The sequence below is a fragment of the Anaerolineaceae bacterium oral taxon 439 genome (assembly GCA_001717545.1).
Classification (GTDB): Bacteria; Chloroflexota; Anaerolineae; order Anaerolineales; family Anaerolineaceae; genus Flexilinea.
Map to the genome: position 1 here is coordinate 2,534,044 of CP017039.1, position 22,024 is coordinate 2,556,067.

Consider the following 22,024-nt stretch of genomic DNA (forward strand, 5'->3'; position numbering starts at 1 on the left):
ATATCGATCAGCGAAAATCAAGGAACGAGAAAAGGAATTCGGAGGAATTCGCATGAAAAAAACTTTGGAAACTTTAACCCAGTGCTTCGGGCCGTCCGGAGCTGAGAACCGCGTCCGCGAAACGATCCGCGAAATGATCGCGCCGTTCGTCGACGAGCTGAAAACCGACGTCATGGGCAACCTGATCACTCGTGTCGGAACGAAAAAAGAAGGCGGGAAACGCGTCATGGTCTCGGCTCACATGGACGAAATCGGAGTCATGGTTTCGCATGTCAACGATCAGGGCTTCGCTTACGTCGCGATGGTCGGCGGCGTCAATCCGCTGACCTGCTTCGGGAGCCGCGTCCAATTCGCGAACGGCGCGCGCGGCGTCCTCTACGCCGAGACGGAAAAAATGAGCGGCGCGCCGAAAACGAACGAACTGTTTATCGATTTCGGCGTCAGCTCGAAGGCGGACTGTCCCGTCGGGATCGGCGACGTCGCGAATTTCGAACGGCCGTTTATTGACCTCGGCGGCCGCGTCGTCTCGAAAGCGCTCGACGATCGGAGCGGCTGCGCGCTGGCGGTGGAAACGATCCGGGCGCTGAAAGAAAAGAAAATCGACGGACCAAACGAAATTTATTTCGTCTTCTCGACGCAGGAAGAGGTCGGACTTCGCGGCGCGAAAACGTCCGCTTACGCGGTCGATCCTGATGTCGGCGTTGCGATCGACGTCACTCTCGCCGCGGACCAGCCGAACGGGCCGCAGGGCAACATGGTCCTCGGCGGCGGACCTTGTATCAAGGTTCGCGACGGCTCGCTCATCGCGCATCCCGCCGTCAACGCCGCCTTCAGGGACGCGGCGAAACGCGTCGATATCCCGATCCAGATGGAAGTCCTGCGCTTCGCGGGAACGGACGCCGGCGCAATCGCCGGGACCCGGTCGGGCGTCCCGTCAACCTGCCTCTCGCTCGCCTGCCGCTATGTGCATTCGCCTTCTGAAATGATCGACATGACCGACTTCGCGCAGGGCGTCCAGCTCCTCACCGAGTTCTTAGCGAAAGAAATCCGTCTTTAATGCCTGTCATGCATGACAGCGGCGGGGACGCATTGCCGCTCCCGCCGCTGTCAAAACTGTAAGGAACTGTTTATGATCATCACCCGGTCTTACCTGAACCGACGGCGCGGCATAGCCGCGATCGTGATCGCCGCGCTCGTCCTGCTGCTGAGCGGCTGCCGAACGGACGGGACCCCGGAACCCGGCGCCGGAACCGCGACGCCGTCGCGAACGGCCGCTTCGACGGCAACCGTCGCGCCCTCCGCCTCTCCCACGGCCGACGTTAACGCGACCGCGACCGCGATCCAGCTGGAAGAAAACGAACAGGCGCTTTTCGAGAACGCGGAAGCGGAAATCAGGGAAGTCCTGATGTGGCTCCCGCCCCAGTTCGACCCATCGCTGACCGACGCTTCCGGGACCGCGCTGGCCGGGCTCTTCGCCGAAATCATCGAAAATCATCCGAAAATCAAAATCGCGCATCGAATCAAGGACACCTCCGGAAACGCCTCGCTGATCAACATGCTGACGGTCGCGGCCTCCGCCGCGCCAAGCGCGCTCCCGGCGCTGATGATCCTCGATCGGAACAATATGATGACCGCCGTTCAGAAAGGCCTGATCTTTCCGATCGAGACAAAACTGTTTGCCGAAGCCGATTCCTGGTTCCGCTACGCGCGCGAATCTGCCGTCGTCGATAACGTCCGCTACGGGATTCCGGTCGCCGGCGATCCGCTCGTTTTAGTCTACCGGCCGGCGTTGACCGGCCCTGACATGAATAACTGGGAGGAGATCCTGACGCGCGGCCTTCCGATCGGATTCGAACCGAATAACGTAACCGACCTGTTCGGAATGTTTATCTATTTATCATTGGGCGGAAAAACGAAAGACGAGCAGGGAAAACCCTGGATCGACCAGGAGATCCTGACGCAGACGCTGAATTTCTTCCTGAACGGCGGGCAGAAAGGCGCTTTCCCGCCAGCGATCGCCAAGGACACGAACGTCGGCCAAAGCTGGCAGCAATTCACTGATGGAACGATGCAAATTACGGTCGCGAAGCTTTCCCAGTACCGGCATAACCAGCGCGCCGATTTTACGGCGATCCCGATCCCGCTGACCGACGAGAATGGCCCGTATCCGCTCGTCAATACCTGGAACGTCGTCGTCACGACGAAGGATCCGGAGCTCATGGCGATTGCTGTAGAAATCGCCGAAGCCATGGCGTCGCCGGAATTTAACGATCAATGGACCCACGCCAGCGGTTATCTCCCGGTCCGGAGCGGCGACCTGACCGATTGGAAAAGCGACATGGCTTACGACGATATTTACCGAATGAGCGCGTCCGCATCGCTCCTTCCAGGCAGCAATATTCTCAGCAAGCTGGTCCCGATCCTGAACAGCGCAATTTCAAAAGTTATTCTGACGGCGGCTTCGCCCGAGGCAGCCGCGCGCGAAGCGATCGAAGCTTTAAAATAAACGGAGCCGCCCGAGCGAAAAGCCAGTTCGGAAATCGAAGGAGGACGCGAAGAAAAAGATCATGAAAAACGAACAGAAAAAAGCAAACCTGAACTTTACCTGGATCCTGACGTTAGCCGCTATCGCCTGCGTCCTGATTATCTTTTCGACAATTATCGTTCGTCCGGCGAAAAACCCGCCGATTCAAAGCGCAGGTCCGGATGATTCCGGAAACGCACCGGAAGCCGCAGCGGAATGGGAAGCGCCGGTCGTTGAGAGCGGGAAGCGTTCGCTGGGAATCTTTATCGAGATTCCGGACGAGGTCCTCGACGAAATAGAGCCAACGTCCGCGTCCGTTCCCGAACGCCTGGCGTACCTGGATCCGGAATATTTTGAAAACCAGACCGAGACGAACGGAATTATATACGGCGGAACGGTTATCGCGCTCCTGATCTTCCTTTCAACGCTGGCGCTGCTGATCCTGGAGCGAATCCGCGACAGCGAAAGTCATGAGAAATAAAAGGAAACCGTTCTTCTATAAAGAAGAAAAGAAAAGAGGCGGCGCGATCGGGATCGTCCTGATCGTTATCGCGGTTTTCTTTATTTGGGCATCGGCGGTTCCGATCGTCCGGCAGCTCATTTTTCCGCCGCTTTATCCGCTGCTGACTTACGTTAAAAGCTGGGTCATTCCCGTCGTCCCCCCGATCAGCAAGGATTTCCTGAGCCAGACGATCTACGAAGTTCCCGACCTCCCTCCCGCGGAAGTCATTTTCGCCGAGAGTCTTGAAGAGCTTCAATCAGCGCAGGAAGCGCAGGCCGAAGGCGAAGCGTTCGGCAGTCACACGGACGAAGACGGTTCAGCCGCGATCAGCGCGTTGGATTCCCTGACGACGACCCCGACCGCGGCGATCCAATGGGTCTTCGTCAAGCCGACTTCCGATCCGTCGGACGCAGCCGCGAGCGCAGGCGGCGACCGGGACCTGTCCGCGGCGTACTTAACGCTGCCGACGGTCGAGCGCGCCGATTTATTCAACGATGGTCCGACCGCGCTTTCCGCCGTCCTCCGCTATTTGGGTCATACGACGAATCAGTACGCGATCCAACGGTCTCTCCGCCCCAGATACGCCGAACCGCCGGTCAGCCTCGATGAGCTTGTCGCTTACGCCGCGGAAAATCATCCTGAACTGACCGCGATCCGCCGCGTGAACGGAACCGTCGATCAGCTCGCGGCGCTCCTGGAAGCGGAGATTCCCGTCGTCGTTCCGATCCTCTTCGAAGCGCCGTTCCCAGCCCGGAGAGGAGACGATCGGCTGACGCGCCGGTTCGCCGTCCTGTACGGCTATGACGCCGCCGCGGGAACGGTCGCCGTCCGCGACGGAAGCGGCGCCGACCGGACGAACGTTCCGATCGCTGAATTCATGGAAAAATGGTACGCGTTCAGCCGGGAATACGCGGTCCTCTTCCACAGCGAAAAAACCGACGCGATCGCCGCGGCGCTCGGCGAAGATTGGGAACCCGAACGGAACCTCGAACGCGCGATCGAAAAATTCAGGACCGACGTCGCCAATCTGCCGAAAAATATCTATACGCAGCTGAATCTCATGCGGGCCATTGAGGAGAAAGGCGACGACCGCGAGGCGGCCGTTGTCTTTCGCGCCGCCGCAAACTTCCCGCTTCCGCAGCGGATCACCGAATTCGTCCCGTCGTTTTATAAAATCCTGTTTAACGCCGGGTTCGCCGATGAATTGATCGCCTGGACAGAGTATGGACTGAAATTAAATACGGAAGACGTTCGCGCGCTGATCTGGAAAGGATGGGGAGCTCTTTTGAAAAACGATACCGAGACGGCGAAGAGCCTCTTTGAGAAAGCCCTCGATCATGCGCCCGGGAACGAAGACGTTCTCTACGCGCTGAAATATGTTACCGATTATCGCTGAAACCGATACGGATAAGGAGATCAAAATCCATGAACCAACAGAAAAACAGAACTTTCATATATTGGCTGATCGCGCTCGGCGCTTTCTGCTTCGCCGCCGCCTGCGCCTTCGGGTACGTTATCTTCAACACGATCCTGCGCGGCAGCGAGGATCAGCGTTCGACGGTTGAAATCGTCAGCCACAGCGAACCAGCGTACCAACCTGAAACGGAAACGGCCCCAGACGCCGAAAGCGAAACGAACGCGAACGTCGAAACTCCCCCCCTCGGGACCGGCGACGACGCGGCGCAGCTCCCGACCGTGGAGCCAGCCGGCGGCGCGGACAGACCCACGGTCACAGCGGGAACCAGGACCGCCGAAACGGAAGGAACCGAGGACGAGGACGAGGACACGACGAAAAGCAGTGAAACGAACGCCCCTACCGGCGAAGAACTCAGCGAAGCGCAGCAAAAGGTGATTTCCAAAGTAGAGGAAATTCGCGGGCTGACCGCCGCCGAACCACTGACCGTCGTTTTCAAAAGTCGCGAGGAATTGCACGAAGATATCGTCAGAAACTTCAAATCTGCTCTGACCGATCAGGATTTCCAGGATGAGCGCGAATTATTAACGCTGCTCGGATTTATTCACGCGGATTTTGACGTCGAGGGCCTGTACGAAGCGCTGTACACCGAACAAATCGCCGGCTACTACGATCATGATCAGAATGTCATGATGCTGATCAAGGAGGCCGATCCGAGCGAAACGCTGCGGACGCTGGCGCATGAATACACGCATTTTCTCCAATTCAGCAGCTTCCCGACGCTTCGGCAGTACTATGACGCCGAATTCTGTGATGTGCACGGCGACGACTGTATCGTTGCGCGTTCAATTATCGAAGGCGACGCCGTGCTGACCGAATCGTTAGCGGTTCAGGATCCGCTCGTCATGCGCCTGCTGAATAAAAATCGAGCGACGGGAAATAACGATAATTCAACGTTCAGAAACGCGCCGCCGTATTATCAGGAATCCGTCCTGATCGAATACGTGTATGGGTTCCCGTTCGTGTACACGTACTTCTTAAACGACGGATTCGAATCGATCAACGATCTCCTCAGCGCGCCTCCCGCCTCCGTCGAGCAGCTTATCCATCCGGAAAAGTACGGAACCGACGAACCGGCGAGAGTTTCGATCGGGCTCTTCGATAAAGTCTTCGCCGACGCGGGCTGCGAATTCGTTCGATCCAGCGTTTTCAACGAACTGGATACCCGCTGGATGCTGACGCTGGGGATCGAGCCGGACTGGCGGATCAATGAACGTTCCGCCGCGCGCGCGGCGGAAGGCTGGAGCGGCGGGACGTTCTCGTTCGGACGCTGCGACGGGAAGGCGTATGTATTCAGCGAAACCCAATGGGACACGCGTCGGGACAGCGACGAATTCAGCGACGGGATGGAAATGTATTTTGACGCGCGCTTCGGCGCGGCGGAATCGGCGGGAAGCTGGCTCGGCGACGGACAAAAAATCCGGCTCCTCGAAGCCGATAATTCCGTCTTCTTCATGATCGTTCCCGAAGAATTCGAGCTGACAAAGATCGAGGGTATCATCGAAAAAATCGAATATTCCGAAGAAGTCGCGCTGTAAACCGGCTTTCGCTATCTAAACGGAGGAGGTCCGGACGATTATCGGCCCCTCCGTTCTTTTCCGTCAATGATCCGGGGTTCCCGGGCGGGGCGCCTCGAACGCACGGCCGGTCAGGCCCTCGATCCACTCCCGGACCTTTTTTTCATATCCGAGCTGACCCGGACGGTAGAAACCGCCGGCGACCCCGGACGGAAGATACTGCTGTTCGACGTAATGATTCGGGAAGTCATGCGGATAGCGGTATCCGGCGCCATGGCCAAAGCCTTTCGCGTCGCGCGACGGGTCCATCAGGTGAACCGGGACGGCGCCGGCCCCGTCTTGCTGAATCCGGTTCATCGCATCGAAAATCGCCATCGTCGAATTCGATTTCGGAGCGGTCGCGACGTAAAGAATCGCTTCCGCGATCGGGTAATACCCCTCCGGCATGCCGACGAATTCAAACGCCTGGATCGCCGCGGTCACGACGACGAGCGCGTTCGGATCCGCCAGTCCGACGTCTTCGCAGGCCGAAATCGCCAGCCGCCGCAGGATAAAACGCGGTTCCTCGCCGGCAATCAGCATCTTCGCCGCCCAATACAGCGCGGCGTCAGGGTCCGATCCGCGCAGCGACTTGATAAACGCGGAAATCGTATCGTAATGATAATCGCCGGCTTTATCGTAGCTGACCGCGCGTTTCTGAATCGATTCTTCCGCGATCCCGCGGGTAACGACGATCCCGCCCCGTCCGTCGGGTTCAGTACTTTCGACGGCTAACTCGATCCCGTTCAACAGGCTGCGCGCGTCGCCATTGCACAAATCGAGAAAAATCCGCCGCGCCGCTTCGTCCAGGACGATCTCCCGCCCGCCATAACCTCGTTCCGGATCGGTCAGGACTCGATCGATAATCGCGTTCAGCGATTCCTCCGAAAGCGGCTTCAGCTCAAAAATCCGGGACCGCGATAACAGCGCGCGGTTCACTTCGAAATACGGATTCTCCGTCGTCGCCCCGATCAGCGTAATCAGCCCCGATTCGACATGAGGAAGGAGAGCGTCCTGCTGCGACTTGTTCCAGCGATGAACCTCGTCTACGAATAAGATCGTCCGCTCGCGGTAAAGCCGCCTTCGCTCCTCCGCCCCGGAAATAACCTTCCGAAGCTCGGCAACGCCGGCTAAAACGGCGGAAACCGCTTCAAAGCGCGCTTTCGACTGCGCCGCGATCAGCCGCGCCAGCGTCGTTTTTCCGGTTCCGGGCGGCCCATACAGGAGAATCGAGGAAAAAAGGCGGTCGCTTTCGATCGCGCGGCGAAGTAATTTGCCCTTACCGAGGATATGCTCCTGTCCGGCGAATTCGTCGAACGTCCGCGGGCGCATTCGCGCCGCTAACGGCGCGCTGCGTTCCGAGGCTTCCTGCGCGCTGAATTCAAAAATATCCATAAATTCCGCTTTTAAGCCCACCGCCGCCCGGTTACCAGGTCATCGCGGTTTCGACTTTTTCCGGGCTTCCCGGGTTCCCGATCAGCGCTTTCCCAGTATCGAGCGACGCTAACCGTTCCATCTCGTTATCCGAAAGCGCGAAATCGAAGATGCGGATATTCGCTTGAATCCGGTCCGGGTGAACCGATTTGGGGATCACGGAGATGCCGGACTGAACCAGGAAACGAAGGAGGATCTGACCTGCCGTCTTTCCATGCGCCGCGGCAATCGTTCGAACGATGGGCTCCTCGAACATCTGGTTCGCGCGTCCCTGCCCCAACGGCGAATACGCCTGAGGCGCGACGCCGTATTTCGCGAGCCACCGACGCGCCGTTTTCCGCTGGCAGTACAGATGCGTTTCGATCTGATTCACCGCAGGACAGACCTTATTAAAAGTAATCAGGTCGATCAGCCGGTCGGGGTCCATATTCGAAACGCCGATCGCGCGGATCTTTCCCGCGGCATAGTATTCTTCAAGGACCCGCCAGGCCGCGTACACGTTGCCAAACGGCCAATGCAGCAGGACAAGATCCAGATAATCCATCCCCAGCTTCCGCAGCGACCCGTCCAGGCTCGCGCGGCAATCCTCCGTTTCGAAACTCCGGAACCAGACCTTCGTCGTAACGAACAGCTCCTCGCGGGCGACGCCGCAATTCTTAATCGCCGCGCCCACCGCCGCTTCGTTATCATAAAATTGCGCCGTGTCGATCAGGCGGTACCCGGCCCCGATCGCAGTCGTCACGCTCCGTTCGCATTCGGCCGGGTCTTTCACTTTATACGTTCCAAATCCAAAAACCGGCATCTCTACGCCGTTATTCAATTTAATTTTTTCCATCCTGTAAATATTCTCCTTTTTCAAAATCCGCGCGGTCGTAAGCTGATTATACCCTCCGCGCGCCGCTAAACGCCGAACCGGACCAAATCGGCAGAACGGGACCTGAGATTCGTCTATACTTTACGTGACTTTCATTAGGGAATGCGGATTTTTGACGCAATCTTAGCTATAATTAAGCTGAAAGCACGGCCAATCACTATTTCAGACCAGAAAGGAAATCTTATGAAAAATCGAATACTCTCTATTGTTCTCGTCGTTGTTCTTCTCGCCGCGACAGTCCTGACCGTCAGCGCACAGGACCTTGAACCGATTACGCTCACGATCATAGGGACCAACGACATACACGCCAACTATGCTGAAACGCCGGATCGGGTCGACGAAGGCCAGGTCGCCACGACCGGGAAGATCGGCTACGCAAAAATCAGCGCCTATAAGAAAGCGCTTGAGGAAAACGGGCCGGTCCTTCTCCTCGACGGCGGCGATACGACGCATGGACAGGTCTTCGCGACGCTCATGCAGGGCGAATCGATTATCATGCTCATGAACGAAGCCGGATACGACGCGATGGTTCCCGGGAATCATGACTTCAATTATGGCTATGAGCAGCTGCGCGAGCTCGAATACATGGCGGAGTTCCCGATCCTGGCGGCGAACGTTGTTTTCGCCGATACCGGGATGAGCCTGCTCCCCGAATATTCGATCCTGGCGATCGACGGGATCAAAGTCGGCGTCTTCGGTATCGCCACGCCGGAAACGCTGTATAAGAGCTCGCCGATTAATACGAAAGGCCTCGAATTCCTCGACCCGGCTGAAACCGCCGCGAAAATGGCCGAATTCCTCGATCCGCATGTCGACGTCGTCGTCTGCCTGACGCATATGGGGATCGACGAAGGAAGCGAATTCGTCAGCACCGATATCGCGGAAGCGACCGATAAAATTGACGTTATTATCGACGGCCATAGCCACACGAAGCTTGAAAAACCGATTATGATCGGAGACACCATGATCGTTCAGGCGGGCGAACACGGCCGTTTCCTGGATCAGGTTGAAATCGAGCTCCAGCCGGCGTCCGAGCGAACCGGACGCATGGAAATCCTGAATAAAAGCGCCAGGCTGGTCTCGTTTGAAGACCTGCTCGATCTTGAGCCCGATCCGGAGATCGTCGAAACGATCGCGGCGATCGATAAATTGATCGACGAGGTCGCGAGCGTCGTCGTCGGAGAATCGGCGATCGATCTCGACGGAGAACGCGAAACGAACCGGGCGAGCGAAACCAATTTAGGAGACCTGACGACCGACGCCATGCTCGAAGCGACCGGCGCCGACGTCGCGATTACGAACGGCGGCGGTATCCGCGCGTCGATCCCCGCCGGCGATATCACGGTCGGTCAGATTATTACGACCTTCCCGTTCGGGAATTACGTCGTAACCCTCGAAACGACGGGGCAGGATCTCCTCGACGCCATGGAACATGGGCTAAGGGTTTATCCTGAACCGAACGGCGGCTTCCCACAGATCGCCGGAATGACCGTCAAGTTTGATCCCGCCAGGGAACCCGGCTCCCGTGTCGTTGAACTCCTCGTCAACGGCGAACCGGTCGATCCGGAAAAGACCTATATCATGGCGACAAATAACTTCCTTGCCGTCGGCGGCGATCAGTACGAAATGTTCACGGATAATAAAATCGCGGGCGAATTCAACGCGCTTGACGAGATCTTAGCGGATTACCTGAGCGCGCATGAAATCAGCGAGATTCCGGTCGGCGAACGGATCATCGCCATCGAATAAACAATTCTTTATTGACGGGAGAAAGCGATTTTCCTCGCTTTCTCCCAACCAATAAGCCGCGTTCCTGAACGCGGTCTGGTTTTCGGCGATTCTGCCGCTTCTTCCCTGAAACCCTATTAAAATTATGGCATGAACATAAATATTTTCTCTCAAAAGTCAGATCAACCTGACTCCGGTTGGGAACGGGCCCGGATCGACGAAGTCACACGACGGCGGGAAGCAGCGCGTCTCGGCGGCGGTCAGGCCCGTATCGATAAGCAGCACGCGTCCGGAAAGCTCACGGCACGGGAACGGATCGACCTTCTTTTCGACCCGGGGACGTTTATTGAGCTGAACGACCTGATGATTTCCCGGATTACCGATTTCGGCATGGACCAGAAGGCGCATCCGGGCGACGGCGTCGTTACCGGCTACGGAAAGATCGACGGGCGTCTCGTTTTCGTCTCTTCGCAGGATTTCACGGTATCAGGCGGCAGCCTCGGCGAATATCACGCGAAACGTATTACCAACGTCATGGATAAGGCGATCGAGGTCGGCGCGCCGTTTATCACGATCAACGACAGCGGCGGCGCGCGAATCGAAGAGGGGCTCGACGGGCTCCTCGGGTACAGCGAAATCTTCAAACGCAATACCTGGGCGTCCGGCGTCATTCCGCAGATCGCGGTCATTATGGGCCCATGCGCCGGTGGCGCCTGTTACTCGCCTGCGATCTGCGACTTTATCTTTATGACCGAGGCCCATGCGCAAATGTACATCACCGGTCCGGCGGTCGTCAAGACGGTCACCGGCGAGGAAATCACGATGCAGGAGCTTGGCGGCGCAGCGGTTCACATGGAAAAAAGCGGCGTCGCGCATTTCGCCTGTGAAGACGACCGCGCCTGCCTCGAAGGAGTACGCCGCCTGCTGTCCTATCTTCCGCGGAACTGCCGCGAAACGCCGGCCGCGATCGATCCCGCAGGATCGGACCTGAGCGCGAGGCTGGAACGGATCATCCCGGAAGATAAGTCGACCCCATACAATATTAAAGACGTTATCGCCGCGCTCGCCGACGAAGACAGCTTTCTCGAAGTTCAGCCGTCGTTCGCGCTGAATATCGTCGTGGGCTTCGCCCGGCTGAACGGAAAAACGATCGGAATAGTCGCCAACCAGCCGAACTTCATGGCCGGGGCGATCGATTATCATGCTTCCGATAAGGCCGCCCGCTTTATCCGCTTCTGCGACTGCTTCAATATTCCGCTCCTGACGCTCGTCGACGTTCCCGCTTTTCTTCCCGGAAGCGATCAGGAACATAACGGGATTATCCGCCACGGCGCGAAGCTCCTTTACGCGTACGCCGAAGCGACCGTCGCGAAAATCAGTCTCATCTTGCGCAAGGGCTACGGCGGCGCGCTCCTGGCAATGAACTCAAAGACGATCGGCGCGGATGTCGTTTACGCGTTGCCGACCGCGGAAATGGCAGTCATGGGCGCTGAAGGCGCGGTCAACATCGTTTTCAGGAAGGATATCAGCGCTGCGTCCGACCCCACCGCGAAACGCGCGGAATTCGTCGAAGCGTACGAGAAAAAGTTCCTGAACCCGTATCGCGCCGCTGCGCGCGGATTCGTCGACGAAGTCATCCTGCCGGGCGAATCGCGGAGCCGCCTGATCGCCGCGTTTGAGATGCTGAAAAATAAGCGCCAGTCCCGCCCCGAGAAAAAGCACGGGAATATCCCGTTGTAACGCAGTTCTCCCTCTACCACAACCTCCCGAATTTTGCAACAGACATTTCGCCCATGCGCGAAAGCATGCTATAATAGTTTTCCTGTCGGTATGACTTTCCATCGTGCGGGTCGTTTTGTTGCGCCGAAACTGTCCTCGACTATCGGAAATCTTTTATCAGGAGGCTTGTTCCATGGCTACAAAACAGGCGACGAAGAATTACCAACGGATTCCCGCCGCGACTCCCATGCCGGACTTGATTGAAATTCAGCTCGATTCATTCGCTTTATTCCAAAAAGAAGGCATCGGCGAACTCCTCGCCGAAATCTCCCCGATTGAATCCTATACCAAAGGAATGAAGCTTTATTTTCCCGCCAAGGACGCGATCACGGAAGAATGGGGATTGAAATTCTGGTTCGGCGAATCGAAATTCACAGTCGACGAATGCCTCGAACGGGACATGACCTATTCGAAGCCGCTTTATGTGACCGTCCTGCTCGCCGGCGCGGAAGTTTCCGAGCCGATCCGGCAGGATATCTTCCTCGGCGACTTTCCGGAAATGACCGAAAACGGAACGTTTATTATCAACGGTTCCGAACGCGTCGTCGTATCGCAGCTCATCCGCTCCCCCGGCGTCTACTTTGAAGCGTCGCTGGATCGGACCACGGGGCACCGCATCGCCAACGCCAAGCTCATCCCGGATCGCGGCGCCTGGATGGAATTCGAAACGCGGAAGAACGATTACCTCGTCCTGAAATTCAACCGCAAGCGAACCGTCCCGATTTCCGTTTTCCTGCGCGCGCTCGCCGCGATCGACGACGGCGTGTCGACCGATTGCCCGCTGACGACCGGGACCGAAGAAGAGCTTATCGAAATCTTCAAAGACGTCGATACCAACCCGGACCGCCAGTATATCGCCGCCAGCTTCCGGCAGGAACCCGATTGGGAAAAGGATTACCCGAATATTCCGATCGCCGAAGCCGCGCTTCTCGAATTCTTTAAGCGGATTCGCCCCGGCGACCCCGTCACGCTCGATAACGCTCGTTCCTTCCTTCAGGAACAGCTCTTCGATCATCGCCTCTACGATCTCGAACGCGTCGGACGGTATAAACTCAATCAGAAACTCGGCCTGACCGATCATGTCCCCAGCGGCCATCGCAACGTCACGAAATGGGACGTTGTCGCGCTCGTTCGTCAGCTCATCGAAATCAACAACGGCGTCCGCGAAAAAGACGACATCGATCACCTCGGCAACCGCCGCGTCAAAACCGTCGGCGAGCTGATCAGCAACAAGCTGCGGATCGGGCTGCGCCGCATGGAACGCGTTATCAAAGAACGCATGTCGATTCGCGACCAGGAACGCGTCACCCCGGTCAGCCTCGTCAATATCCGCCCGGTCGTCGCCGCCATGCGCGAGTTTTTCGGCTCGTCGCAGCTGTCCCAGTTCATGGACCAGACCAACCCGCTGGCGGAGCTCCGCCATAAGCGTACGCTCTCGGCGCTCGGTCCCGGCGGTATCCGCCGCGAACGCGCCGGTTTCGACGTCCGCGACGTCCATCATACCCATTACGGGCGAATCTGCCCGATTGAAACGCCGGAAGGCCCGAATATCGGGCTGATCGGACGGTTAGCCAACTTCGCGAAAGTCAACGACTACGGTTTCGTCGAGACGCCTTACCGAAAAATTTACCGTTGGCTGCCGAAAGCCGATCCTCGCCTGATCAACCGGCAGGTCGCCGAAGATATCGTCGACGCCAACGGCAGCGTCATCGTCTCAGCCGGGAATCGGATCGCCGAAGAAAACCTTGCCGCGATCGCCGCTCAGGATCGGGCCGAAATCGCGATCACGCCGTATATTTCGAACGACGTCGAATACCTTTCCGCCGACGCGGAAGATAAATTCATCATCGCGCAGTCAAATATCCACATGAACGATTATCAGGAATTCGCCGACACGGAAATTTCCAGCCGGCTTCATTCCGAATTCTCGATTTTCTCGCCTGCGCAGATCGACTACATGGACGTTTCGCCGCAGCAGGTCGTCGGCGTCAGCGCCGCGCTGATCCCCTTCCTCGAACATGACGACGCCAACCGTGCGCTGATGGGCTCGAACATGCAGGCGCAGGCCGTTCCGCTCGTCGCCCCGGAAATTCCGCTGGTTTCGACCGGAATGGAAAGCTACGCCGCGATCGACTCCGGACAGGTCCTCACAGCGCAGTTCGACGGCGAAATCCTTTCCGTCAGCGCCGACGAGATTCAAATCCGCTACGATAACGGTACGCTCCGAACGCACCAGCTTCGCAAGTATCAGCGTTCGAACCAAAGCACCTGCATCGATCAGCGGCCAACCGTTACCAAAGGCGAACGGATCAAAGCGGGTCAGGTCCTCGCCGATTCCTCGTCGACAGTCGAAGGCCAGCTGGCGCTGGGCCAGAACGTCGTCATCGCCTTCGTCTCATGGGAAGGCGGGAACTACGAAGACGCGATCCTCGTTTCTGAACGCATCGTCATGGACGATAAGTTCTCTTCGGTCCATATCGAAAAACATGAACTTGAAGCGCGCGATACGAAGTTAGGACCCGAAGAAATTACCCGCGATATCCCGAACGTCGGCGACGAAGCGATTAAAGACCTCGACGAAGACGGGATTATCCGAATCGGCGCCGAAGTCGGTCCCGGCGATATCCTCGTCGGAAAAATCACGCCCAAAGGCGAAAAAGAACTCACGCCGGAGGAGAAGCTCCTCCGCGCGATCTTCGGCGAAAAGAGCCGGGACGTCAAGGATACTTCCTTAAAAATGCCGCACGGCGAACGCGGGAAGGTCGTCGACGTCAAGGTTTTCCGCCGGGACGAAAACCATGACCTTTCCGCCGGCGTTGAAACGATGGTCCGCGTTTCCGTCGCGCAGCGGCGAAAGCTGACCGCCGGAGATAAAATGGCCGGACGTCATGGAAATAAAGGCGTCGTTTCCCGCGTCGTTCCGATGGAAGACATGCCGTTTCTCGAAGACGGGACCCCGATCGATATCATCCTGAACCCGCTCGGCGTTCCCGGACGAATGAATATCGGGCAGGTCCTCGAGGTCCATCTCGGCTGGGCGGCGCTTCAGCTCGGATTCCGGGCCAAGACCCCGGTCTTCGACGGCGCGACCGAATACGAAATCGAATCCGAATTAGCGCGCGCCTGGATGCTGACTCAGGCGTGGGACGACATAACGAACCGCGCATGGGACTGGGTCAACGAAAACGACGTCGCTCCGGAACGGATCGAAGACGATAACGAAGTCCGCGTTCAGTACCTGACCTCGCATTTTGCCGATAAAGGTTACGACTTTTATCGGATGAATTCCGACGAATTCTACATGAAGCACATCATCTTTCAGGAATGGCTCTCCGAACAGGGGTATGATCCGGATTCAATCGTCGACTGGGAAGACGTTCAGCCGAACGCGCCCGTCCGCCTTCCGAAAGATACCGCGGCGATCAAGACCTGCCTGAAGCTTTGGATCGAGCGCAACGGCGGAACCGTCTCCAATCCAGACGACGAAGATTCGCTCCGAAACGAAGCGGCAAAGCTCAGCCTGGAGACCGGACTTCCGAGCCCGATCTGCGGAAAGCAGACGCTCTACAACGGGAAAACCGGCGAAAAATTTGACCAGCCGGTCACCATCGGCGTCATGACCATGTTGAAGCTGCATCATCTCGTCGAAGACAAGGTTCACGCGCGTTCGACCGGCCCATACTCGCTCGTCACGCAGCAGCCGCTCGGCGGTAAAGCGCAGTTCGGCGGCCAGCGCTTCGGCGAAATGGAAGTCTGGGCGCTCGAAGCCTACGGCGCGGCTTACACGCTTCAGGAAATGCTGACCGTTAAGTCCGACGATATTCAGGGCCGCGTCAGCACGTACGAATCGATCGTCAAGGGCAAACCGATCCAGGAACCGGGTCTTCCCGCTTCCTTCCGCGTCCTCGTCAAAGAGCTTCAGTCGCTCGGTCTCGCCGTAACCGCTGTCTTCGACAACGGCGAAGTCAATACCTTCGGCAAAGAGGAAGACCATCAGAAGAAAGCGCCGATCAGGACCAGCCTGACCGACAATATCAGGACCGACACGACCAAAATCAGTCTCGAGGACCTGCTCAACTGACACCGACGTCGTCTGAAGAAAAAAATGGGGCTCTGTACGGAGCCTCATTTTTTCAGATCTCGTTCTTTTCCAGCTTCCGCGTCAGCCAGGCGATCGTATCCCGCGCCGTTTCCTCAAGGCTCCGCGTCGTGTACCCCAGTTCGGACGCGGCTTTCGCGTGAGAAAAAAGCGCGTTCTGCGACAGCGTGTAAAGCGAATAGCGGGTAAACAGCGGCGACGACTTCCGAATCCTGGAAATCAGCGTAACCAGCGGAATGAACAGTCTCGTAAACCGGATCGGTAAATAAATCCGCGTCCGCGCCTTCCCAGCCGCCGCGGCGAGCGCGTCCAAAAACTCGCGGATCATATAGAACCGTCCGGTCAACAGGTATGTCTCCCCGCCCCGTCCGCTTCGCAGCGCGCCGAGAATTCCTTTAGCGACGTCGCGAACGTCGACGAAATCGAACCCGCCGCGGACCGCAATCGGCATCTTCCCTTTGAAGAAATCAACCGCCAATTTCATCATCTTCCCGCTCATCGGCGAATCCGGTCCGATAATTCCCGACGGATGAACGACGAGCGCGTCCATCCCCGACGACGCCTCGTCCAGGACCGCCTGCGTCGCGATCGCTTTCGTCCGGGCGTAATCCCCGACGACCTGACTCGGATCGAAACGCGAAATTTCGGTCTGAACCGTTCCTTTCGGAAGCTCGGGAAGCGCATGAACCGAGGAAACGTAGACGAACCGGCGGACCGCGGCGTCCTTCGCCGCCGCCAGCAGCGTCTTCGTCCCATTAACGTTGACATCGTACACGCGCGGATCGTCGCGATCCGCGATCGAAATCAGCCCGGCGCAATGAATCACGTTCATCTCTGTACCGCTATCGCGCGTCAGCAGCGCGTCGACGTCGGCCCGATCGCGAATATCGCCATAGTATATTTCCGGCGCCGACTTCGAGCCGTCCGGATTAACGTACGTTTCTCCCGAAAGCAGGAGCGCACGTACCTTCTCTCCAGCCGCCATTAAGTAACTGACGACGAACCTGCCTAAATGACCCGCCGCTCCGGTGACGGCGATAATCCGATTCATAGCGCCTCCTCTCCGAAACAGCCTGGGACTACCTCCTGTTTTCAAGCGTCTTCCTGATCCCGCAGCTCAACCTGTCGCTTATCTGGAAAGCCCTCGAAAAAACCGGAAGCCGCCCCGAGCCGCCCGGATCATATTCATCAATATCGCATTTGGATTATAACATTTTATCGCCCCGGATCAATCTATTCGAACGTGTCATTCAGCTGTATCAATCGAAATCGGGCAGCAGCATTTCTCAGGGACATACGTTTTCCGCTCGCTGAATTCACGCGCCTTCCCGTCGTTCCAGTTCCGAACCGGACGATAATATCCGGTAATCCGGCTGTAAACCTCGGTCGCCATCCCGCAGATCGGACAATGCGCATGTTCCCCCTTCAGATAGCCATGCTCCGCGCAGATCGAATATGTCGGCGACAGCGTATAGTAGGGCAGCGAATAATTTTCCGCGATCGTCCGGACGAGCGATTTCGTCGCCTGCCAGTCGGGCATCTTCTCGCCAAGAAAAACGTGAAAGACCGTCCCCGACGTATACAGCGGCTGAAGCTCATCCTGCAAATCGAGCGCGGCGAAAACGTCGTCGCTGAACGAAACCGGCAGGTGCGAGCTGTTCGTGTAATATGGGGCGTCGGACCCCTCGCCCGCCGTCCGAATTCCCGGGTACCGCTCCTTGTCATGCTTCGCGAATCGATACGCGGTCGATTCCGCCGGCGTCGCTTCCAGGTTATATAAATCGCCGTATCGCACCTGATACGTCTGGAGCCGCGCACGCATGAAGTTCAGCACCCGTTTCGCAAAGTCCATCGATTCCCGACGGCTCAGGTCAACCCCAATCCACCCCGCGTTCAGGCAAGCCTCGTTCATTCCGACAATCCCGATCGTCGAAAAATGATTCCGGAGCGTCCCCAGATAGCGCTTCGTATACGGATAAAAATCCGCGTTCATCAAGTCGGTAACGACCTTCCGCTTGATCGACAACGACCGTGCCGCGATATCCATCCGCGCCGCCAGCAGCTCGAAAAACGCCGTCTCATCCGCTGAAATAAACGCGATCTGAGGCAGATTGATCGTGACGACGCCGACCGAACCGGTATTTTCGCCGCTCCCGAAAAATCCGCCGCTCTTCTTCCGCAGCTCGCGTAAATCAAGCCGCAGCCGGCAGCACATGCTGCGAATGTCGCTCGGCTGCATGTCGCTGTTGACGTAGTTCGAGAAGTACGGCGTCCCGTATTTCCCGGCCAGTTCAAACAGCAGCCGCTGGTTATCATTTCGCGCCAGCTCGAATTCTTTCGTAATCGAATAGGTCGGGATCGGATACTGGAAGCCGCGGCCGTTCGCGTCCCCATCGAGCATCGTCTCCAGAAACGCGCGGTTGACCATATCCATTTCAGGCTGACAGTCGCCATAAGTAAAATCCATCATTTTCCCGCCGACGACCGCGGGCTGGTCCGCCTGATCCTCCGGGACGATCCAGTCCAGCGTGATATTTGAAAAAGGCGCCTGCGTCCCCCATCGGCTCGGCGTATTCACGCCGTAAACGAACGACTCAATACATTTCTTAACCTGATCATACGAAAGGCGGTCGGTACGGACGAACGGCGCGAGAAAGGTATCGAACGAAGAAAACGCCTGCGCCCCGGCCCATTCATTCTGCATGATACCCAGAAAATTGACCATCTGGTTGCAGAGGACCGAAAGGTGCTTCGCAGGCGAAGAAGTAATCTTGCCCTCGATTCCGCCCAGCCCCTCCGAGATCAGCTGTTTCAGCGACCAGCCGGCGCAGTACCCGGTCAGCATCGACAGATCATGCAGGTGAATCGCGCAGGAACGATGCGCGTCGGAGATCTCCTGATCATAAATTTCTGAGAGCCAATAATTTGCGGTAATCGTCCCCGAATTACTCAAAATCAGCCCGCCGACCGAGTACGTCACCGTCGAATTTTCCTTTACCCGCCAATCCGCGACCTTCAGATAATCGTCGACCGTCTTTTTATAGTCCAGCAGCGTTGACGCGGCCGAACGGATATTCGCGTGCTGTTTCCTGTAAAGGATGTAAGCCCGCGCGACTTCAACGAAACCGGATTGCATCAGGACCCTTTCGACGCTGTCCTGAATCGTTTCCACCGAAATCCTGCAATCCTCGCTCCGTTCGACAAAATCAGCGACCACGCGCAGCGTCAGCAGCTCCAGAACGTCGCCGCTGACCGCCGTTCCGGTCGAAACGAACGCCTTCTCCATGGCCGTCTGAATCTTCTGCGAATCGAAGTCAACGGTCGACCCGTCTCTTTTTTCAATCATGAATTTCATTTCTCATTCTCCTGTCTGTTCATGAATCACGTCATCGGCGAGGAATTCGCCGCGGAGCCTGACGTTCAGTCGTCCGGATCCCCGGATCCGCCCGACAATCGCGCGCAGCTCTTCCCGCGAATAGGCGCTGAGGCCCGGACGAATGACGTTCGGATTCGCTTCATACGACGAAAAAACGATCGGTTCCGCTCCAAGGCCCCAGTCCGCAATCGCGATCAGGTCTGCTTCACGATGAAAATCGCGGACAACGGTCGTCCGGAATTCCGTCTGGACGCCGCTCCCGAGGAGCAGCCCGATCGATTCCGCGATCCGGGCCAGATCCATCGTCTCCATTCCGCAGCTCTCGGCATAGCGCGCCGGGCAGTTCTTGATATCCATCGCGACACAGTCAACCAGCTCTTCGGAAAGAACCTCGCTCAGGCGCTCCGGGTAATATCCGTTCGTATCCAGCTTGACTTCCACGTCCAACGCGCGAACCGCTCGCAGCAGCTCGATCCCAGCTTCGGCGGCCAACGGCTCCCCGCCGGTGACGCAGACCGCCCCCAGCGTCGCGCGCCGCTTCTCGATAAAGCGCCGAACCGTTTCCCAATCGATCCCCTCGCGATTCAGCGCGATCCGTTCCGGAAGAACCAGATCGCGGTTATAGCAGAAAGGACAGCGAAACGGACAGCCGGCGCAAAATAACACGCTACACGGACGTCCGGGGAAATCGTTGAGCGAAACCTTTTGCCAGCCTGCCAGATGAAATCCTTTCGCCATTCGTCCCTTTCTTCCAGATTCATAAAAAAAACCATGTCCCGACCATCGAAACATGGATAGAAAGCAAGCTTTCACAGCATGACTTCTTTGGTTCGAAGAAGCATTCTCGATCGCAATTCGACAGGTAATCGGACTTCCGGATAACCGGTCACCGTAGCGCCACTGTGCGGGATTCACACCCGCTTCCCCCGATTCGAATCGGTAAAATTGATACCGCGATTATCGCCGATTCCGCTGAAACCGTCAAACCGTGAAATACACGAAAGAAACGGAATATCTGCCGATTTGAACAGGATTTATGAGCCTTTCTTCCGCCATTGGGCCCGGACAGATTTTAAAACTGGTGACGGACCTTTTGAAACGCGAGCTCGGACGATAAAAACGGCCGGCTCAGAAAAAGAAAAGTAAGCAAGCGACAATTTTATCTATATCTATATTATTTTGATATCAATAAATATTGATAAGTCTAAGAGGTATTGGTATACTTTTTTTGCCAAGTTAGAAAACGTAAAAAGTCTGCGTTTTTTAAATAAAATTCCATAAGAGAAAACAGAAAGGACTTTAGCAACATGAAGAAATTAATGTATGTCGTATTTTTGTTGTGCCTCGCCCTGTTGGTTGCCGGATGCAGCAAGACTGAACCAAGCCAGGCGAACCAAACAGATTCGACGTCGGAAGAAGCGGCGCCGGTCGCAGAAGCCGAGAAATCCGCCGTTGAAACAGCGATCGAAAAAGCTGAAAAAATGACCCTGGAAGAACTCGAAGCCGCGGCGAAAGCAGAATTAGAGGCGAATCCCTCGTTGACCTTCAACGCGGATTCGTTGACGTCTGGCGTCAAGAAAGCGTTAGCGGCTTTCGAAGAAAGATACGAATGGGCCGCCGGCAGGACCGAATACAACAGCAAAAAAGGAAGCGAATATCAGCCGAAACTCATCGCGGCTCAGAAAGCCAACAGCTATATCGCCGACTTCGTCATGTTCCAGGACGCGTCGTTTCTCAAAAACGCGATGCTGGATACCGGATTTCTTCTAAGCTACGTCCCGAACGGAGATGAGTTCAAAATTGCTGAAAGCGACCAGCAGCCTCTCGTCGGCGTAACTTTCAATAAAGTCTTCATCTATTACAACGCCAAAGTCGGCAAGGATCAGCTCCAAAACGTTTGGCAAATGACCGGCGCGGACGGAGAAAGTTTAAAAGGACTGAAAAACGTCTCTTACCAGAATCCGTTAGGCGAAGACATCAACATGAACTTCCTGATCATGCTGACCAGCGACGGAGCCTGCGAACGATTAACCGCCGCCTATAAAGAGTACTTCGGCGTCGACTACGATCCTGCGGCTGAGGAAGTCGAATACCAGAATATTGGCTATAAATTCATCGCCGAATTTATCAGGAACGTCGGCTATTGGCATAGCTCCGACACGAGTGAAATCAAAGAAATCAACAACTACGAAGAAGACGGACGGATTATTTTCGCAGGTCTCAATAAATTAAAAGACTACGAATATTATAAAGACGAATACGCAGAGACGGATCAGTACTATACGAAAACGATATCAGCGTCCGGCTGGAATACCGAAGTCCAGGGCTTCAACGGTTTCGTCTACAACATGTGGGCGTTGATCCCGCGAACGGCCCGCCTTCCTTATACGTCGAGCCTGTTCATCCGATACCTGCTTTCAGAAGAGGGCTTCAACAAGGGATGGGGCGGAATTCTCGGATATTATTCGCCGAACCAGCTGATTCCATCCGCCGAAGGCGATCTCCCGTTAGCGTCATGGAAAGAATCCTGCATCGTCGAAGACGTTAATTATATCGACGCTTCGTACGCGACGGTGATTAAGTTTATCAACATGCAACTCGCGGGGAACTAACCCCCGCTTCAGTCCCTTCGGGGCAGCCAATCATTGCAGAAAGGTAAAGCTTCTGAAAGGGGGGCC

General features: G+C 56.6%; 12 protein-coding genes, 2 pseudogenes and 1 other annotated feature. Of the genes and pseudogenes, 9 read left to right on the forward strand and 5 right to left on the reverse strand.

What is annotated here, in order from left to right:
- Positions 1-52: 52 nt before the first annotated feature.
- From BEQ56_11260 to BEQ56_11280, 5 genes are all read left to right on the forward strand, one after another.
- Positions 53-1,057: an aminopeptidase gene (locus BEQ56_11260; protein ID AOH44001.1), complete on the forward strand. Its 1,005-nt coding sequence runs from the start codon at positions 53-55 to the stop codon at positions 1,055-1,057.
- Positions 1,058-1,129: 72 nt separating this feature from the next.
- A complete protein-coding gene (locus BEQ56_11265) occupies positions 1,130-2,506 on the forward strand; it encodes a hypothetical protein (GenBank protein AOH44002.1) in 1,377 nt (458 codons plus the stop codon).
- 61 nt (positions 2,507-2,567) lie between these two features.
- The gene (locus BEQ56_11270; GenBank protein ID AOH44003.1) at positions 2,568-3,005 is read left to right on the forward strand and encodes a hypothetical protein; all 438 of its coding nucleotides are present in this window, start codon (positions 2,568-2,570) and stop codon (positions 3,003-3,005) included.
- Positions 2,995-4,422, forward strand: coding sequence for a hypothetical protein (locus BEQ56_11275; GenBank protein AOH44004.1), 1,428 nt, complete (start codon positions 2,995-2,997; stop codon positions 4,420-4,422). The genes BEQ56_11270 and BEQ56_11275 overlap by 11 nt, the downstream gene beginning before the upstream one ends.
- Positions 4,423-4,451: 29 nt before the next feature.
- Positions 4,452-6,038 carry a hypothetical protein gene (locus BEQ56_11280; protein AOH44005.1) on the forward strand — a complete coding sequence of 529 codons (1,587 nt, stop codon included), beginning with the start codon at positions 4,452-4,454 and terminating at the stop codon, positions 6,036-6,038.
- Positions 6,039-6,101: 63 nt separating this feature from the next.
- On the opposite strand, the gene BEQ56_11285 is transcribed toward BEQ56_11280, so the two are convergent.
- Entirely contained in the window at positions 6,102-7,451 is a 1,350-nt protein-coding gene (locus BEQ56_11285) for an AAA family ATPase (GenBank protein ID AOH44006.1), read from the reverse strand.
- A gap of 31 nt (positions 7,452-7,482) precedes the next feature.
- Positions 7,483-8,325 carry a hypothetical protein gene (locus BEQ56_11290; GenBank protein AOH44007.1) on the reverse strand — a complete coding sequence of 281 codons (843 nt, stop codon included), beginning with the start codon at positions 8,323-8,325 and terminating at the stop codon, positions 7,483-7,485.
- 222 nt (positions 8,326-8,547) lie between these two features.
- On the opposite strand from BEQ56_11290, the gene BEQ56_11295 reads away from it, so the two are divergent.
- The 3 genes and pseudogenes from BEQ56_11295 (at position 8,548) to BEQ56_11305 (ending at position 15,862) form a co-directional block, all read left to right on the forward strand.
- Positions 8,548-10,113, forward strand: a complete 1,566-nt coding sequence (locus tag BEQ56_11295; protein ID AOH44008.1) for a hypothetical protein — start codon at positions 8,548-8,550, stop codon at positions 10,111-10,113.
- Between the two features lie 192 nt (positions 10,114-10,305).
- Positions 10,306-11,832 carry a methylmalonyl-CoA carboxyltransferase gene (locus tag BEQ56_11300; protein AOH44525.1) on the forward strand — a complete coding sequence of 509 codons (1,527 nt, stop codon included), beginning with the start codon at positions 10,306-10,308 and terminating at the stop codon, positions 11,830-11,832.
- A gap of 172 nt (positions 11,833-12,004) precedes the next feature.
- Positions 12,005-15,862: pseudogene (locus BEQ56_11305) on the forward strand (DNA-directed RNA polymerase subunit beta).
- A 142-nt stretch (positions 15,863-16,004) separates the two neighbouring features.
- Here the strand turns inward: BEQ56_11305 and BEQ56_11310 are convergent.
- The 3 genes and pseudogenes from BEQ56_11310 to BEQ56_11320 all read right to left on the reverse strand — a co-directional run bounded on the left by BEQ56_11310 (position 16,005) and on the right by BEQ56_11320 (position 20,084).
- On the reverse strand, positions 16,005-17,021 hold the full coding sequence (locus tag BEQ56_11310) for a hypothetical protein (protein ID AOH44009.1): 1,017 nt from the start codon (positions 17,019-17,021) through the stop codon (positions 16,005-16,007).
- Between the two features lie 243 nt (positions 17,022-17,264).
- A pseudogene (locus BEQ56_11315) lies at positions 17,265-19,316 on the reverse strand (ribonucleoside triphosphate reductase).
- 12 nt (positions 19,317-19,328) lie between these two features.
- Positions 19,329-20,084, reverse strand: a complete 756-nt coding sequence (locus tag BEQ56_11320; protein AOH44010.1) for an anaerobic ribonucleoside-triphosphate reductase activating protein — start codon at positions 20,082-20,084, stop codon at positions 19,329-19,331.
- A 101-nt stretch (positions 20,085-20,185) separates the two neighbouring features.
- Positions 20,186-20,311: a binding site (cobalamin riboswitch), on the reverse strand.
- A gap of 342 nt (positions 20,312-20,653) precedes the next feature.
- On the opposite strand from BEQ56_11320, the gene BEQ56_11325 reads away from it, so the two are divergent.
- Positions 20,654-21,958 carry a hypothetical protein gene (locus BEQ56_11325; GenBank protein AOH44011.1) on the forward strand — a complete coding sequence of 435 codons (1,305 nt, stop codon included), beginning with the start codon at positions 20,654-20,656 and terminating at the stop codon, positions 21,956-21,958.
- Positions 21,959-22,024: the final 66 nt, after the last annotated feature.